Genomic DNA, 16,363 nt, shown 5'->3' on the forward strand with positions numbered 1-16,363 from the left:
CTCGCTTCAGGAAAAGCTGTTCCAGAAGTTTTGGACAGCAGCAGCCGTCTGCTGCGGATGCGTGATCGGCAGCATATGCCCCGCGCCCGGCACAACACGCGTTTCGGCATGCGGCAATCTTTGGGCAAGGCCATCGCCAATCACAGGCATGATGGGGTGACTCTCAGACCCGCAGAGGATCAAGACAGGCATAGACGCACAATCCAGAACGCCCGCGTTCAAGAGCCCTTTGCTATCCTGGAACAGCGCGTCGTCAACTGCCGGAACAACGTGAATTCCCCGAACCATACCTGCGCGGGTCCGTTCAGGTAAGTCTGGCCAACGTGGCCCATCCTGAGCGCCCCACATCCGGTTGAACAACCGGGCCGCTTTTTCCATATCCCCCGACGCAAACGCATCCGTTACAGGTTGAGATTCATCCTGATGCCGTCGAATAAGTTCCGGTTCGTCCCGAACGGCGATGGCAAAGAAAACAGGTTCAATCAGCACTGCGCTGCGAACGAGATGTGGAAACTCGATGGCCAGGCGCAGAGCGATCATCCCACCAAAGGAATGCCCGATAAGGTCCATCGGCTCGGTCAATTGTGTGGCAGACAACTTGGTCACGAGGTCGAACAGATCGCCCCGCCCATCCCAATCAGGGCTGCGCCCGTGGGACGGCATATCGGGTGCCGTCAACGTCGCCTCGCCGTTCAACGCAGAGGCCAGCCCCGACCACGCCCCGGAATGCGCAATGGTGCAGTGCAGGGCCAGCACTTTGCGCGTGCCCTGCCCCAAGGTTCTTACAAATATGCTGTTCTCCAGGGAGGTATCCCTCACCCTTTCATCTCCGACAGGTGCTGGTCCAGATCTTCTAGCCGGTCCTGTCCCCAGAAACGCTGACCGTCCTCAGTGATATAGAACGGCGCGCCGAAAACCCCGCGATCGACCGCCTCTTCCAGATTGGCGGCATAGGTCTCGGCCCCGATCAGCAACCCGCTGTCGGCCAGCCCCGGATCGAATCCCGATTGGGTCAGACAATCGCGGATCACGTCATCTTGGGCGATGTCTTTTTCCTCGGCCCAACACGCCCGGACAAAGGAATGCACCAGCTTGCCGACGTCCCCCGATCCGTCCTTGATCGCTGCGATGATTGCATAAGAGGACGGTGCCGCATTGGTCGGCCAATGCGCGGGTTGCAGATTGAATTCCTTGCCCAGCTTTTTCGACTGCCGCTGCAACTCCTGCGCCCGGTATTCGATGCGCGAGATATGACGATCCTTCGGCGGCGTACCCCCGGTGCGACCGAACAGGGCAACGATATCCAGCGGTTTATAGTTGATCGTCACGCCGTGCTTCGCCGCGATCTCTTCCAGCCGCATGCCAGCCAGATAGGTATAGGGCGAGAGTGTCGCAAAATAGTAGTCAATCTGGGCCATGTGCACTTTCTCCGCTTGGTTATCTTTGCTGGACGGTAAGGCCATGCTAAGCGGTGTCAACATCACGAATCTGTCACATTTGCCATTGCTGCCCGGGGACCTCAGCCGATGCCGACACTCAACGAACCCAAGCTAATCGCTGGGAACGCTAACCTTCCTCTTGCCGAATCCATCTCGCGACGCATGAGCCTGTATCGCGGAGTCGATCAGAACCTGGTCGATGCGCGTGTGGAACGGTTCAACGACGGCGAGATCTTCGTCGAAGTGTTCGAGAATGTGCGCGGCGAGGATATGTTCATCGTCCAACCGACCTCGAACCCGGCCAACGACAACCTGATGGAGTTGCTGATCATCGCGGATGCACTGCGCCGGTCGTCAGCACAACGGATTACGGCTGTGATCCCCTATTTCGGGTATGCGCGTCAGGACCGCCGCACCAAGGCCCGTACGCCGATCTCTGCAAAACTGGTCGCCAACATGCTGACCGGCGCGGGGATCGAGCGGGTGCTGACCATGGATCTGCATGCCGCGCAGATTCAGGGCTTTTTCGATATCCCGGTGGACAACCTGTATGCCTCGCCGATTTTCGCTTTGGATGTGAAACACCAGTTCCAGGACTGCCTGGATGAGATCATGGTGGTCTCGCCCGACGTGGGCGGCGTTGCGCGCGCGCGCGAGTTGGCCAAACGGATCGAAGCGCCGCTTTCCATCGTTGACAAGCGTCGCGAAAAGGCCGGAGAAGTGGCCGAGATGACCGTAATCGGTGATGTCAAAGACAAGATCTGCTTGATCGTGGACGACATGTGCGACACCGCTGGTACGCTCTGCAAGGCGGCGCAGGTGCTGCTGGATAATGGTGCGAAAGAAGTCCACTCGTACATCACGCACGGCGTCATGAGTGGACCTGCCGTCGAACGGGTGACCAATTCGGTGATGAAATCTCTGGTCCTGACGGACACAATCCAGCCGACACCGGAAGTTGCGAAAGCCAAGAACATTCGTATTGTTCCGACCGCGCCGATCTTTACCCAGGCGATCCTGAACATCTGGAACGGCACAAGCGTCTCGTCGCTGTTCGAGGACAAAACACTGACACCGATCTACGAGTCGATGTACCACATGGACTGACCGAGTTGGGCGGCCCTTAAGCCGCCCTTTTTTGTCACTACAACAACGCAGGACATTCCCGTGACAGCCCCAAAACGTATCGTTCTCTCCAGTGACCACGCGGCTATTGAGTTGCGGCAGACTGTCGCCAACCATATCGCGGCCAAAGGTTGGGAGGTCGTGGATATCGGCCCAAAAACACCCGAGAGCACGCACTACCCGATCCACGGCAAAGCTGCGGCGCAGGCGGTCGCTTCGGGCGATTGTCAGCTGGGGATCATTCTGTGCGGCACCGGTCAGGGCATCATGATGGCGGCCAACAAGGTTCCGGGCATCCGCTGTGGCGTGTGTTCCGATGCGTTCTCGGCCCGCATGATCCGCGAACATAACGACGCCAACATGCTGTCCATCGGCGCGCGTGTGGTGGGCGAAGGTCAGGCGCTGGATATCGTCGACGCGTTTTTGGATGCCGAGTTCGAGGGCGGCCGCCATGCGACCCGCGTGGACATGATTGAGGCTGATGACTAACCGGCGAGCTTTATCAAGCCGCGCAACGGGTTATTTAACGTTTCAGGAAATGTCCCAATCATCTTCGTGGGCAACCTCGCCGATGGCGGTCCAAGTGACTCTTATCCGGGCGATGCGTGTGTCCGACCATGTGCGAAAAACTGCACTAAATCCTTCGGGTGTAATGTCTTCGGCCGTCACCTCGGCGCGCAAGGCAGATGACGTATCAACGTCCCATAGGGACACACCGATCTGAACCACCGGGACAGACCGGAACGGCTGGCTGAATTTGACAGTCGACCGCCGCTGGCGCGGCCCTTCACCGGTCCACATTTCGCCGCCATCGGCGAACTCGGAGAAAATGACTGCCTCGCCTTGGTCGATTCCAATCGGGTGGGATTTAAACGTCTTCATACATTCAACTTTATTTATAAACTCCCGGAGGTTAACCCGGTACTTCACTAAAACTCCACAAAAAAACGGCCCCGATTCAACGGGACCGCTTTAAATCAATTGAACGCGATGGGACTTAAAGGCTCATATGCGTCCCAAGGGCTTCCATGTCGGCCAGCAGTTTGGCGGCGTCGTCGACGATGGTCTGATCATCGCCTTCTTTTGCCGCTTCGTGCGAAGCGCGGGCCTCGGCGATCAGGTCGTCCAGATGCGACCGGGTCACTTCGGCAACCGGAATGGCCTTTTCGGCCAGAACCGACAGGCCATCGCCGTTGATCTGAGCAAACCCGCCGGTGACCAGGTATTCGCTGGCCCCTTCGGGTGCTTCGACCTTCAGGATGCCCGGGCGCAGCGTGGTGATGGTGGGGGCATGATCGGGCATCGCCGTCATATCCCCGTCCGCGCCGGGAATCTGGACCGCGGTGGCCGCGAGCGAAGCAAGGCTCCGCTCGGGGCTGACGAGGTCGAATTGCATCGTGTTTGCCATCAGGGATACTCCTTAGGCGGCTTCTGCGGCCATCTTTTCCGCTTTGGCGATCACTTCTTCGATGCCGCCAACCATCAGGAAGGCCGCTTCGGGCAGGTGATCGTATTCGCCAGCGACAACCGCTTTGAACGATGAAATGGTCACGTCCAGAGGAACCTGAACGCCCGGCGAACCGGTGAAGACTTCGGCCACGTCGAACGGCTGCGACAGGAAGCGTTCGATCTTACGGGCACGGGCCACGGTCAGTTTGTCCTCTTCCGACAGTTCGTCCATGCCGAGGATGGCGATGATGTCCTGCAGTGACTTGTAGCGCTGGAGGATCTGCTGAACGTCGGTCGCAACCTTGTAGTGCTCTTCACCAACGATGGCCGGGTCGAGCAGACGCGAGGTCGAGTCGAGCGGGTCAACGGCCGGGTAGATACCCTTTTCCGAGATCGCACGGTTAAGAACGGTGGTCGCGTCCAGGTGAGCAAACGAGGTTGCCGGCGCAGGGTCGGTAAGGTCGTCCGCAGGTACGTAGATCGCCTGCACCGAAGTGATCGAGCCCGACTTGGTCGAGGTGATGCGTTCCTGCAGGGCACCCATGTCGGTGGCCAGTGTCGGCTGGTAGCCCACCGCCGAAGGAATACGACCCAGCAGAGCCGAAACCTCGGAGCCCGCCTGCGTGAAGCGGAAGATGTTGTCGACGAAGAACAGAACGTCGGTACCGGATTGGTCGCGGAACTGCTCGGCCAGGGTCAGACCGGTCAGAGCAACACGTGCACGTGCTCCCGGAGGTTCGTTCATCTGACCGTAAACCAGGGCCACCTGCGATTCCGACAGGTTGTCCGGCTTAATAACGTTCGATTCGATCATCTCGTGGTACAGGTCGTTCCCTTCACGGGTCCGTTCACCAACACCCGCGAACACCGAGAAGCCCGAGTGCACTTTTGCGATGTTGTTGATCAGTTCCATGATTAGAACGGTCTTACCAACGCCGGCGCCGCCGAACAGGCCAATTTTGCCGCCTTTGGCGTAGGGGGCCAGCAGGTCAACAACCTTGATGCCGGTCACCAGGATTTCCGACTCGGTCGACTGTTCGTCAAACTCGGGTGCGGGCTGGTGGATCGCGCGGGTTTCGGTTGCTTCAACGTCGCCCTTTTCGTCGATCGGCTCGCCGACAACGTTCAGAATACGGCCCAGGGTGGCGTTACCAACCGGAACCGAAATCGGCGCGCCGGTGTCGGTGACAGCCTCGCCACGGACCAGACCTTCGGTCGCGTCCATCGCGATGGTGCGGACGGTGTTTTCACCCAGGTGCTGAGCAACTTCCAATACTAGGCGCTTGCCGTTGTTGGTGGTTTCCAGCGCGTTCAGAATTTCAGGCAGTTGATCTTCGAAGTGCACGTCGACGACGGCCCCGATGATCTGTGTGACTTTGCCTTTTGCATTCGCCATGTTTCGTCTCCGGTTTTCTTACAGCGCTTCGGCGCCGGAAATAATTTCAATCAGCTCGTTGGTGATCACGGCCTGACGCGAGCGGTTGAACTGGATCGTCAGCTTGTCGATCATCTCACCCGCGTTGCGTGTCGCGTTGTCCATCGCGGACATCCGTGCACCCTGTTCAGACGCCCCGTTTTCGAGCAGAGCCGAGAAGATCGCGGTCGCAACCCCCTTGGGCAGCAAGTCGGCCAGAATGGCCTCTTCGCTGGGCTCGTAGTCGAACACGGCACCGCTGTCGTCACCCTCGGTTTCCTCGAACGAGGCGGGGATGACCTGCTGTTCCGTCGGGATCTGGGTCACAACGTTGACGAACTTCGAGTAGAAGATCGTAGCAACATCGAACTCACCCCCGTCAAAACGGGACAGGATGTCCTTCGCGATGTCCTGCGCGTTGGAATACCCCAGACGCTTGACCTCGCTCAGGTCGATATGTCCAACGAACAGATCGCCAAAATCGCGCTTGAGCGCGTCGCGGCCTTTTTTGCCGACGGTCAGAACTTTGACCGTCTTGCCTTTCAGGCGCAGCTCTTCCGCTTTGACACGGGCCAGCTTGGCGATGTTCGAGTTGAAGCCGCCGCAGAGACCGCGTTCAGCTGTCATGACAACCAGCAGATGGACATCATCACTGCCCGTACCCCGAAGCAGCTTGGGGGCGCTGTCGCTGCCCCCGACCGACGCCGCCAGCCCCGCCATCACGGCATTGAACCGCTCGGCATAGGGACGCGAGGCTTCGGCAGATTCCTGGGCGCGGCGCAGTTTTGCAGCCGCGACCATCTGCATGGCCTTGGTGATCTTGCGGGTCGATTTGACCGACTCGATCCTGTTTTTAAGGTCCTTAAGATTTGGCATATGCCCGCCTCTCCCTTAAGCGAAGGTTGCGGCGTATTCGTCCAGCGCAGCCTTGATCTTGTCGGAAGCGTCACCCTTGATCTTGGGATCTTCGTCCGTGATCCACTGAAGCAGATCCGCGTGTTTGCCACGCAGGTGCGCCAGCAGGCCAGCTTCGTAACGGCCAACGTCGGACACGTCGATCTTGTCGAGGTAACCGTTGGTACCCGCGAAGATGACGCAGACGATTTCCGCGTTGGTCAGCGGCGAGTACTGCGGCTGTTTCATCAGCTCGGTCAGGCGCGCACCACGGTTCAGCAGCTGCTGAGTTGCGGCGTCGAGGTCGGAACCGAACTGCGCAAACGCAGCCATTTCGCGGTACTGAGCCAGTTCCAGCTTAACCGGACCAGCAACCGACTTCATCGAGTTGGTTTGAGCCGAGGAGCCCACACGCGAAACCGACAGACCGGTGTTCACAGCAGGACGGATGCCTTGGTAGAACAGTTCGGTTTCAAGGAAGATCTGACCGTCGGTGATCGAAATCACGTTGGTCGGGATAAACGCCGAAACGTCACCACCTTGAGTTTCGATAACCGGCAGAGCGGTCAGCGAGCCTGCGCCGAAGTCTTCGTTCAGCTTCGCCGAACGTTCCAGCAGGCGGGAGTGGAGGTAGAAAACGTCGCCAGGATAGGCTTCACGTCCGGGCGGACGACGCAGCAGCAGCGACATCTGACGATAAGACACAGCCTGTTTCGACAGGTCATCATAGATGATCAGCGCGTGGCGGCCGTTGTCGCGGAAGTACTCGGCCATCGCGGTCGCGGCATAAGGTGCCAGGAACTGCATCGGTGCCGGGTCGGACGCGGTTGCGGCCACAACGATCGAGTATTCAATCGCGCCGGACTCTTCCAGTTTCTTCACCAGCTGCGCAACGGTCGAACGCTTTTGACCGATCGCAACGTAAACGCAGTACAGTTTCTTCGACTCGTCGTCGCCTGCTGCATCGTTGTAGGTTTTCTGGTTCAGGATCGCGTCCAGAGCAACGGCGGTTTTACCGGTCTGACGGTCACCAATGATCAGCTCACGCTGGCCGCGGCCGATCGGGATCATCGCGTCAACCGACTTCAGGCCGGTTGCCATCGGCTCGTGAACCGATTTACGCGGGATGATGCCGGGGGCTTTAACATCTGCAACGCCACGCTTGGTTGCGTTGATCGGGCCTTTGCCGTCCAGCGGGTTGCCCAGACCGTCAACAACGCGGCCCAGCAGTTCGTCACCGATCGGAACATCCACGATCGAGTTGGTGCGCTTGACGGTGTCACCTTCTTTGATGTCACGGTCGGAACCGAAGATAACAACACCAACGTTGTCAGCTTCGAGGTTCAGCGCCATACCCATGATGCCGCCGGGGAATTCGACCATCTCACCGGCTTGCACATTGTCCAGGCCGTATACACGGGCAATCCCGTCACCGACGCTCAGCACGCGGCCGATTTCGGCCACTTCGGCTTCCTGACCAAAATTCTTGATCTGGTCCTTCAGGATTGCAGAAATTTCTGCAGCTTGGATTCCCATTTATCCGACCTCTTTCATTGCATTCTGTAGGGAGTTCAGCTTCGAACGGATCGAACTGTCGATCATCTTCGAGCCCACTTTAACGACAAGACCGCCGATGAGGCTTTCATCAACGGTCGCATTGATTGTCACGGTCTTGCCCACACGCTCGGACAGCGTCTTGGACAGTTTTTCCATTTGCGTCTTGGTCAGCGCCTTGGCCGAGGCGACATCGGCGGTCACTTCACCACGTTCATCTGCCAGCATGTCGCGCAGAACCTGCACCAGTTGCGGCACAACAAACAGGCGGCGTTTCTGCGCCATCAGACCCAGCGTGTTGCGCAGGATGGCGTGCAAACCCATTTTGTCAGCGATTGCGGTAATGGCGCCTTCTTGTTCAGCGCGCGAAACCAGAGGCGAGGAAATCAGGTCGCGCAGTTCGGCGCTTTCGCCCAATGCTGCTGCCAGATCGTTGATTCCGGTTTCCAGACCTGCGAGGTCATTATTCTCTTTGGCGATCTCAAAGATCGCGGTGGCATAGCGCTCGGCGATGCCTGTGGAAATCGAAGCTGGTTCGGACACGTCCACCCTTCCGATATTTTGGGCCCCGAATTCGCGTTGCGGCAGCTACCCCGGGGGCGTGAAGAAACCCCGGCCAGACGGTCGGGGATCGAAATCACCGGGGATGTAGCAGAGCCGAACCCAGCTAGCAACATATTATCACGGCAACAGGTTTATCCACAAAACATTATTTTTCAAACACTTAGGAAAGGTGCGACCCTTTTGTCCGGCTGAGCAGGCCGAAAAATGTTACGAAACTGTAGGTTTTTGCGATTCCTGTGGCCTTTTTCCCTCATTTTTCTCGATTTGGTGGGGGAACATGGGGCGTATCTCAGGCAGGCTTCAGAAGTCCATCCAGCGCCTTGATCGGACGGCGTTCGGCATCCTTCGTGACGTTGCCGCTAGGGGGGCGGATGTGCTTCGACACTTCGACCATCAAAACACCGCCCGCCATGATGGTCGGCAGGCGCTGTCCCGTCTTTTCGATGAGACTGCCGGATTTCAGCCAGAACCGGCGGAAGGACGGTGGCAGATACAAGGCCGAACAATGGCTTTCCGGGACGAAGTGATGAGCCTTGAGCTGGTTTTCCAACTGCGTCGCTGAATAGGGCCGACCAAAGCCAAACGGCGTTCGATCAGTCCGAGACCACAACCCGGCCCGGTTTGGCACGATAAAAAATGCACGCCCACCGGGGCCGAGGACGCGCCAGCATTCATCCAGCAACTGGCTGGGCCGTTGCGTTGTCTCAAGCCCGTGCATAACGACCAGCTTGTCCACGTGACCGGTTTCGATTGGCCACAGGGTCTCTTCGGTCAGAACCGACACATTGGCCATCCCAGCGGGCCATGGCATCACTCCTTGTGGCCCTGGCATCAGCCCGATGACACGCCGTGCATCCGCAAGATAGGGGCGCAGAAGCGGTACCGCGAACCCAAAGCCAACGACCGTTTGCCCTTTGGCCTCGGGCCATTGTTGGGTCAAGCGCCCGCGGATCGCAGCCTGCGCCGCACGCCCAAGTGTGCTGCGGTAGTAGAAGTTCCTTAAATCCTGCACATCAAGATGCATTGCAGACACCCGCTCAATCGGCTTAGCTGGGCGCAGTCTAGCAACGAAAGGGCAAAAGACCATGCCTCTTGAGGTCGTTACCATCCCATGTCTCAGCGATAACTATGCATTTCTGGCGCATGATGCCGTTAGCGGCAACACTGCTCTGGTCGACGCACCCGAAGCCGGGCCCATTCTGGCCGAGTTAGACAAGCGAGGATGGACCCTATCCCATGTCTTGCTGACCCATCACCACTGGGACCATGTTGATGGTTTGTCCGGTATTCTGGAAAAACACCCGGCCAAGGTGATTGGGGCCGCCGCGGATGCGCACCGTTTGCCGCCACTGGATCAACAGGTCCACGATTGCGATACGTTTGAAATCGGTGGCGAGCCGGTACAGGTCTTGGATGTATCCGGCCATACCGTCGGGCATGTTGCGTATTATATGCCCATCAGCGCGGTTGTGTTTACCGCCGACAGCTTGATGGCGCAGGGATGTGGCCGCCTGTTTGAGGGCACCGCCCAGCAAATGTGGTCTTCTCTCAGCAAATTGGCTGCGTTACCGGACGAAACTATGGTATGCTCGGGTCACGAATATACACAATCGAATGCGAAGTTCGCCATTACCGTCGATCCTGACAACACTGCATTGCAGCAGCGCATGGCGGACATTGATCGCGCCCGTGCCGCCGGAGAGCCCACGGTTCCATCCCGTTTGGCGCTTGAAAAGGCCACCAATCCGTTCCTGCGCGCTACAGATCCGGCGATTCAGGCTCAATTGGGTATGCAAAATGCAGACCCTGTAGACGTTTTTGCAGAGATCAGGTCTAGAAAAGACCGCTTCTAATGCCCAAATTGCCCTCCTCACGGCCACGGTCACGTGAAATGTGACTGTCAAGTGAAAGAAAACCCTTGAAGCCGGGCCACGATCAACCAAACTCTAATAGTATGAGGACATGGTTGGATTGGGGTTCCAGCCGAAGCTTGCCCCCTTTCGACCCAAGACAGAGGAGCACCCGCGTGCCTTCATTCTCGAGCACACTAGAACAAGCCATTCACGCGGCCCTGGCGGCCGCGAACGAACGGCGTCACGAATTTGCCACGCTGGAACATCTACTTCTGGCGCTGCTGGAAGAGCCTGACGCGATCCGCGTCATGAAAGCCTGTAGCGTCGATCTGGATGAGCTGCGCAGCACGCTGGTCGAGTTTATTGATGAGGATCTGTCGAACCTTGTCACTGATATCGACGGGTCCGAAGCCGTACCTACAGCCGCCTTCCAGCGCGTCATCCAACGCGCCGCGATCCACGTCCAAAGCTCGGGCCGGACCGAGGTGACAGGCGCGAACGTGCTGGTTGCCATCTTTGCCGAACGCGAAAGCAACGCGGCCTATTTCCTGCAGGAACAGGACATGACCCGCTATGACGCGGTCAACTTCATCGCGCATGGCGTCGCCAAAGACCCGGCTTACGGAGAAAATCGCTCGGTTTCCGGTGCGGATCAGGTTGAAGAAGAGGTTCAATCCGGCTCCGCGGAAGGCGATCAGAAGGAAAGCGCGCTTGGCAAGTACTGTGTAGATCTGAACGCAAAGTCCCGCGCTGGCGATGTCGACCCGCTGATCGGTCGCGCCGACGAGGTTGAGCGCTGTATTCAGGTTCTGTGCCGTCGCCGCAAGAACAACCCGCTTCTGGTGGGTGATCCCGGCGTTGGTAAAACGGCCATTGCTGAAGGTCTGGCGCACAAGATCGTGGCCGGAGAAGCACCCGACGTGCTGTCCGAGACGACGATCTACTCGCTCGACATGGGCGCGCTGCTGGCAGGCACCCGCTATCGCGGCGACTTTGAGGAACGCTTGAAGGCCGTCGTGACCGAGCTGGAAGACCACCCTGACGCGGTGCTGTTCATTGACGAGATCCACACTGTTATCGGTGCAGGTGCCACGTCTGGCGGTGCCATGGACGCGTCGAACCTGCTGAAACCTGCCCTGCAGGGCGGCAAGCTGCGCACCATGGGCTCGACCACGTATAAGGAGTTCCGTCAGCACTTCGAAAAAGACCGCGCGCTCAGCCGCCGGTTCCAGAAGATCGATGTGAATGAGCCTTCGGTCGAAGACAGCGTCAAAATCCTGCGCGGCCTGAAGCCCTATTTCGAAAAGCATCACGAGATCAAATACACTGCTGATGCGATCAAAACCGCAGTGGAGCTTTCGGCGCGCTATATCAACGACCGCAAACTGCCCGACAAGGCCATCGACGTGATCGATGAGGCCGGTGCCGCGCAGCATCTGGTCGCGGAAAGCAAGCGCCGCAAGACCATTGGCGTCAAAGAGATCGAAGCGGTTGTCGCAAAGATCGCGCGCATTCCGCCCAAGAACGTCACCAAGGACGATGCCGAGGTTCTGAAAGACCTCGAAGCCTCGCTGAAACGGGTGGTGTTTGGTCAGGATGACGCGATTGTCGCGCTGTCCAGCGCCATCAAACTGGCCCGCGCCGGTCTGCGTGAGCCCGAAAAGCCCATCGGCAACTACCTGTTCGCCGGCCCGACCGGTGTGGGCAAGACCGAGGTGGCAAAACAACTGGCGGATACGCTGGGCGTGGAATTGCTGCGCTTTGATATGTCGGAATACATGGAGAAACACGCGGTTTCCCGTCTGATCGGTGCGCCTCCGGGCTATGTCGGGTTCGACCAGGGCGGCCTGCTGACCGACGGCGTCGACCAGCATCCGCATTGCGTGCTGCTGCTGGACGAGATCGAAAAGGCGCACCCGGACGTGTTCAACATCCTGCTGCAGGTCATGGACCACGGCGAGCTGACGGATCACAACGGCCGCACGGTGAACTTCCGCAACGTGGTGTTGATCATGACGTCGAACGCGGGCGCACAGGAACAGGCAAAGGCCGCCATCGGCTTTGGCCGCGACCGGCGCGAGGGCGAAGACACTGCCGCCATCGAGCGGACCTTCACGCCAGAGTTCCGCAACCGTCTGGACGCCGTGATCTCGTTCGCGCCGCTTCCGAAAGAGGTTATCCTGCAAGTGGTCGAGAAGTTCGTTCTTCAGCTGGAAGCCCAGTTGCTTGATCGCAACGTGACCATCGACTTGACCAAGAAAGCCGCCGAATGGCTGGCTGACAAGGGCTATGACGACAAGATGGGGGCACGTCCGCTTGGCCGTGTGATTCAGGAACACATCAAGAAACCGCTGGCCGAAGAGCTACTTTTCGGCAAGCTGGCTAAGGGTGGCGTGGTCCGGGTATCGGTGAAGAAAGGCGAATTGAACCTGGAAATTCTCGGCCCCGATCAGCCGCGCATTCCGGGCGACAAGCCGCCGTTGCTGACAGCGGACTGATAGTCAGCGCACTTCGAACAGAAAACCCGCCTTTCAGGGCGGGTTTTTACTTTTAGGGCTTACGCTCAATTGGATCAGGCATAGGAAGGCTTGCCCCAACGCAAAAAGTCACTTCCGGATACGGGGCTGGCTGTTTGACACCGGACACGGCACTGGCAAAGCCTGTGGCAGGCTGTCCTGCACCGACAGGTATGTCGACAGGATGCACTGCGCATAACGCGGCCCCTCAAGACCCTGAGAAAGCGCTGACAGGATCGCAATCCCTACGTCGCGTGCTTTGCGCAGCCGCCCGGCATTGGACGGCGAGAAATACTCAAAGTCTATGAAGCGAATCTGACGTCCGTCCCAGCACATATCCCGAAAAGCCGGCCGCCCATGCGCCAGGCCCATCGCGTGCAAACGCGCCAGAGCGTGTCCAGCAGCACGAATGGCTTTCAGCTTGTCAGTCGTCGCCACATCTGCGTCGTCACACAACTTGGTTAGGCTGCAACCAGCATCCTCAACGGCGATAAAGTCCGCGCCCTCGGCCAGAATCCTTGGAACAGCCGCACCGCGGTTCCAGAGATATCGATGGGACTGTCGATCTCGATCAAAGGCCTGTTCAGGTTTGCCTTTGACCAGCCAGAGATGCGGCGCAAAACGCTCAACACGTTTTAGCCAAAACCGAAGGCCTTGCCGGGTTTGACACAGAGTCACACGTTGATGCGGGGCGTTCAAAGCCGCGTTCATCGTGATTTGAATCTCTGCTGTTTTGTCTGTCACACCCAACTCCGATCAACCTTAGGTAGGATATAGGAATTCTGCGCGTGTGTTTCACCTTACGGCAGCGAAAAAACCGATGGGTCAGCTGCATTTCGACATGAATTCGTTCTGCCCCAAGGTTGCAATTGTGTTTTTTCGACGGAATGCCCTGCGCCACCCGTTTCAATTCTACAGGTTGAAATGCGAAAGGGATTTTGATGACCAAAACTGTTGCCATTTGGAGTGCTGCGTTCGCTCTGTCGACCATAGCCGCCATCGCCACCGCGCAGCACAGATTTCGATACCATGACGAAACCCAAACCCAGCCCCTGCGTTTGCAGCCCGCAACGGTTGATCCCGGAACGAGCCGGACCGAGATATCAGAGAGCCGCAACAGTCTGAGAGTGACGGCCAATGGGATTCCCGACCACCTTGTTGGACGTTTTCCCAACCGAGGCAATCCACACAGCATTTCGCAGCAGAATGTCAGCTTGAAAATATCGCCCAACCCCAACTCCGCCGGTACAGTCACGCCACTTGAATTGGGCTGGAACTTTGGCGTGTCTTTGAACGGCGTGGTGTTCGACCCGCTGGCCGCCGAATTCTGGCACGGTGATCCGAACTCGGGCTGGTCCTATAATGCTCTTGGAGGTGCGGTGACCTTGGGATTGGATGAGAATTTTGCCCATGTGCAGCCCAACGGAAAGTACCATTACCACGGCATACCCACCGGTTTGATCGAACTGCTGGACTATGCGCCAAACCGTCACTCTCCGTTGATCGGGTATGCAGCGGACGGTTTTCCGATCTACGCAATGACTGGCGTCGTGGATGGCAAAGTCGAACAAATGACATCGTCGTACCGGCTGAAAGCGGGCAACCGGCCGGGCGGCGATGCGCCGGGCGGAAAGCATGATGGCACGTTCAACGAAGACTATGCCTATGTTGCAGGTTCCGGAAACCTGGATGCGTGTAACGGAGCCTTTACTGTTTCGCCCGAATATCCATCGGGAACATATGCTTACTTTTTGACCGAAGACTATCCGGTTATCCCACGCTGTTTCGCGGGCACGCCGGATAACAGCTTTCGGTTTGGGCGCCGCTGATCTGTATGTTTAACGAGTGAAATTTTATCTTTCGGTGAGTTTCAGCTCGATCCGCCGGTTCTGCGCGCGGGCCTCCGGCGTGTCGGCCGGGTTGACCGGCTGGAACTCACCGAACCCGTTCGCAGCCAGTCGATTTGGCGGGATACCCAGTGCGTCAACCATATAGCGCACAACCGACAAAGCACGTCCCTGGCTCAGCTCCCAATTATCACGATACCGGCCTGATCCGGCCAGCGGCACGTTATCCGTATGGCCATCGACCCGGATCACCCAGTTCAAGCCTTCGGGGATTTCGGCAGCCACACTGCGAAGGATCGCAGCGACTTTAGCAACCTCTTGCTGCCCCACCGGTGACAGGACTGCGGAACCGGTGTCGAACAGAACCTCGGACGAGAACACGAACCGGTCGCCTTCGATGCGAACCCCCTCTTCGTCGCCCAGTACATCGCGCAAACGACCAAAGAACTCTGAACGATAGCGTTGCAGATCTTCGGCTTGGGCTGCCAGTTCCTGGTTCTGACCAGACAAGGCCTCGGCCTCGGCTTCCAGCCGGGCGCGTTCGGCCTCTTCCAGCAAACGTCTGCGACGCTCTTCCGAGGCCGCGCGGGCGAGGGCGGCGTTCAAGTCCTGCCCAAGGCTTTGAATGCGGATGTCCGCAGCTGCGTTGCGCTCTTCATAGTCATCCAGGATAGCTTGCAACCCACCAAGCTGCTGACGCAGCGCCGCCATCTGTTGGTTCAGCAAGGCTGTTTCGCGCTGCGCCTTTGCGGAAATCGCCTGCTCGGCCGAGATTGCTTCGCGAGCCACGGCCAAAAGAGTCGCGCGCTCTTCCGCCAGCGAGCGTTGTGTTTGCGCCTCAGCCTGAGCTTCGGTTTGCGCGGCAAGGGCCGCCTGCAGTTGCGCTTGCAGTTCGTCGGTGTCCAAGGCCCCAAACTGGCGTTCCAGTTCGGCCCTAGCGGCCTGCGCTGCAGCCAAAAGGGTCAGCGTATCTTCGGCTTCTTTACGCTGGGCCTCCAGCGCCAGGGTCATTGCAGTTAGCTCGGCATCAGCGTCCTGCAGGCGGTTGCGCAAGTTCTCGGCGGCTGCGGCCTCGGCCAGTCTTGCCGCCTCTTCCGCACTGAGCTGATCTTCCAATTCGCCGATCCGGCTTGCCTGCGCCGCGTCGCTTTGCTCCAAATCAGCAACCAGTGCTTCCAGTGCCTCGCGGCGTGCGGCCGCCAAACGGGCCGCTTCGGCTTGTTCGTCAATCTCAGCCCGACTTTGTGCCAGCGCAAGGTTCAGCGCCTGCTGTTCGTCCAACAGCGCTTCGCGCTGTGCCTCAAGCGTCGAGATCGCGCTGCGCGCGCGGTTCTGATCCGCCAGAAGCGCCGCCACCTGCGCTTCGAAATCGGTGATGCGGGCTTGTGACAAGGCCAGATCCACCTCAGCACGTGCCAAAGTATCCTCGGTCTGCGACAGAGTCGCATTCAACGCCCCGAGACGCGCTTGCAACCGGTTGTTTTCACGCTCTTCAAGGCCCAAGGCACCGACCAGTGCGGCAACCTCATCCGACAGCGCTGTCAACTCGTCTTCTTGCCCGGAAATCGTCTCGCGCAGTACGAACTGAACCACCATGAAGATGGTCAGAACAAAGGTCAGAACCATCAGCAATCCGGTGATCGCGTCCACAAAGCCCGGCCAGACCGAGCCTTGGAAACGTTGACCTGTACGGCGGGACAGGGCCATG

The 16,363-nt window shown here is 58.5% G+C and carries 16 protein-coding genes; 5 read left to right on the top strand and 11 right to left on the bottom strand.

The window, feature by feature from the left end; all coding sequences use genetic code 11:
- Window positions 1-6: 6 nt before the first annotated feature.
- Both J7416_RS15225 and J7416_RS15230 read right to left on the bottom strand, forming a co-directional pair.
- A complete protein-coding gene (locus J7416_RS15225; RefSeq protein WP_209225982.1) occupies window positions 7-819 on the bottom strand; it encodes an alpha/beta hydrolase in 813 nt (270 codons plus the stop codon).
- Window positions 816-1,418, bottom strand: coding sequence for a 2-hydroxychromene-2-carboxylate isomerase (locus tag J7416_RS15230; RefSeq protein ID WP_209225983.1), 603 nt, complete (start codon window positions 1,416-1,418; stop codon window positions 816-818). Before J7416_RS15230 ends, J7416_RS15225 begins: the two co-directional genes overlap by 4 nt.
- A 108-nt stretch (window positions 1,419-1,526) precedes the next feature.
- Between J7416_RS15230 and J7416_RS15235 the strand changes: the two genes are divergently transcribed.
- Together J7416_RS15235 and rpiB are read left to right on the top strand one after the other, a co-directional pair.
- Window positions 1,527-2,546 (top strand): ribose-phosphate pyrophosphokinase, encoded by a 1,020-nt coding sequence (locus J7416_RS15235; protein ID WP_170423128.1) that lies wholly within the window; start codon window positions 1,527-1,529, stop codon window positions 2,544-2,546.
- A gap of 60 nt (window positions 2,547-2,606) precedes the next feature.
- Window positions 2,607-3,053: a ribose 5-phosphate isomerase B gene (gene rpiB, locus J7416_RS15240; RefSeq protein WP_209225985.1), complete on the top strand. Its 447-nt coding sequence runs from the start codon at window positions 2,607-2,609 to the stop codon at window positions 3,051-3,053.
- Window positions 3,054-3,095: 42 nt separating this feature from the next.
- Here the strand turns inward: rpiB and J7416_RS15245 are convergent, their stop codons facing one another.
- From J7416_RS15245 to J7416_RS15275, 7 genes are all read right to left on the bottom strand, one after another.
- Window positions 3,096-3,446, bottom strand: a complete 351-nt coding sequence (locus tag J7416_RS15245) for an H-type lectin domain-containing protein (protein ID WP_209225986.1) — start codon at window positions 3,444-3,446, stop codon at window positions 3,096-3,098.
- Window positions 3,447-3,561: 115 nt separating this feature from the next.
- The gene (locus tag J7416_RS15250) at window positions 3,562-3,972 is read right to left on the bottom strand and encodes a F0F1 ATP synthase subunit epsilon (RefSeq protein WP_170495898.1); all 411 of its coding nucleotides are present in this window, start codon (window positions 3,970-3,972) and stop codon (window positions 3,562-3,564) included.
- A 12-nt stretch (window positions 3,973-3,984) separates the two neighbouring features.
- On the bottom strand, window positions 3,985-5,409 hold the full coding sequence (gene atpD, locus J7416_RS15255) for a F0F1 ATP synthase subunit beta (RefSeq protein ID WP_209225988.1): 1,425 nt from the start codon (window positions 5,407-5,409) through the stop codon (window positions 3,985-3,987).
- Window positions 5,410-5,427: 18 nt separating this feature from the next.
- Window positions 5,428-6,303, bottom strand: coding sequence for a F0F1 ATP synthase subunit gamma (locus J7416_RS15260; protein WP_209225990.1), 876 nt, complete (start codon window positions 6,301-6,303; stop codon window positions 5,428-5,430).
- Between the two features lie 15 nt (window positions 6,304-6,318).
- Entirely contained in the window at window positions 6,319-7,857 is a 1,539-nt protein-coding gene (gene atpA / locus J7416_RS15265) for a F0F1 ATP synthase subunit alpha (RefSeq protein ID WP_209225992.1), read from the bottom strand.
- Entirely contained in the window at window positions 7,858-8,418 is a 561-nt protein-coding gene (locus tag J7416_RS15270) for a F0F1 ATP synthase subunit delta (RefSeq protein ID WP_170466774.1), read from the bottom strand. It abuts the gene before it with no gap.
- Window positions 8,419-8,728: 310 nt separating this feature from the next.
- Entirely contained in the window at window positions 8,729-9,463 is a 735-nt protein-coding gene (locus J7416_RS15275) for a class I SAM-dependent methyltransferase (protein WP_209225994.1), read from the bottom strand.
- A gap of 61 nt (window positions 9,464-9,524) precedes the next feature.
- Here J7416_RS15275 and gloB point away from each other — a divergent pair, with 61 nt between their 5' ends.
- Window positions 9,525-10,292: a hydroxyacylglutathione hydrolase gene (gene gloB, locus J7416_RS15280; RefSeq protein WP_209225996.1), complete on the top strand. Its 768-nt coding sequence runs from the start codon at window positions 9,525-9,527 to the stop codon at window positions 10,290-10,292.
- Between the two features lie 173 nt (window positions 10,293-10,465).
- Window positions 10,466-12,790, top strand: coding sequence for an ATP-dependent Clp protease ATP-binding subunit ClpA (gene clpA, locus J7416_RS15285; RefSeq protein ID WP_209225998.1), 2,325 nt, complete (start codon window positions 10,466-10,468; stop codon window positions 12,788-12,790).
- Window positions 12,791-12,898: 108 nt separating this feature from the next.
- Here the strand turns inward: clpA and J7416_RS15290 are convergent, their stop codons facing one another.
- Window positions 12,899-13,552: a hypothetical protein gene (locus J7416_RS15290; protein WP_209226000.1), complete on the bottom strand. Its 654-nt coding sequence runs from the start codon at window positions 13,550-13,552 to the stop codon at window positions 12,899-12,901.
- 197 nt (window positions 13,553-13,749) lie between these two features.
- On the opposite strand from J7416_RS15290, the gene J7416_RS15295 reads away from it, so the two are divergent.
- The gene (locus tag J7416_RS15295) at window positions 13,750-14,637 is read left to right on the top strand and encodes a YHYH protein (protein ID WP_209226002.1); all 888 of its coding nucleotides are present in this window, start codon (window positions 13,750-13,752) and stop codon (window positions 14,635-14,637) included.
- A gap of 24 nt (window positions 14,638-14,661) precedes the next feature.
- Here the strand turns inward: J7416_RS15295 and J7416_RS15300 are convergent, their stop codons facing one another.
- Window positions 14,662-16,362: a peptidoglycan -binding protein gene (locus J7416_RS15300; RefSeq protein WP_209226003.1), complete on the bottom strand. Its 1,701-nt coding sequence runs from the start codon at window positions 16,360-16,362 to the stop codon at window positions 14,662-14,664.
- Window position 16,363: the final 1 nt, after the last annotated feature.

It is taken from the genome of Ruegeria sp. R14_0 (genome assembly GCF_017743975.1).
GTDB lineage: Bacteria > Pseudomonadota > Alphaproteobacteria > Rhodobacterales > Rhodobacteraceae > Ruegeria.

Coding starts and splice junctions, on each gene's coding strand:
- J7416_RS15230 (WP_209225983.1), bottom strand. CDS start 1,418: ATGGCCCAGATTGACTACTATTTTGCGACACTCTCGCCCTATACCTAT.
- J7416_RS15235 (WP_170423128.1), top strand. CDS start 1,527: ATGCCGACACTCAACGAACCCAAGCTAATCGCTGGGAACGCTAACCTT.
- J7416_RS15245 (WP_209225986.1), bottom strand. CDS start 3,446: ATGAAGACGTTTAAATCCCACCCGATTGGAATCGACCAAGGCGAGGCA.
- J7416_RS15250 (WP_170495898.1), bottom strand. CDS start 3,972: ATGGCAAACACGATGCAATTCGACCTCGTCAGCCCCGAGCGGAGCCTT.
- atpD (WP_209225988.1), bottom strand. CDS start 5,409: ATGGCGAATGCAAAAGGCAAAGTCACACAGATCATCGGGGCCGTCGTC.
- J7416_RS15260 (WP_209225990.1), bottom strand. CDS start 6,303: ATGCCAAATCTTAAGGACCTTAAAAACAGGATCGAGTCGGTCAAATCG.
- atpA (WP_209225992.1), bottom strand. CDS start 7,857: ATGGGAATCCAAGCTGCAGAAATTTCTGCAATCCTGAAGGACCAGATC.
- J7416_RS15275 (WP_209225994.1), bottom strand. CDS start 9,463: ATGCATCTTGATGTGCAGGATTTAAGGAACTTCTACTACCGCAGCACA.
- gloB (WP_209225996.1), top strand. CDS start 9,525: ATGCCTCTTGAGGTCGTTACCATCCCATGTCTCAGCGATAACTATGCA.
- J7416_RS15295 (WP_209226002.1), top strand. CDS start 13,750: ATGACCAAAACTGTTGCCATTTGGAGTGCTGCGTTCGCTCTGTCGACC.
- J7416_RS15300 (WP_209226003.1), bottom strand. CDS start 16,362: ATGGCCCTGTCCCGCCGTACAGGTCAACGTTTCCAAGGCTCGGTCTGG.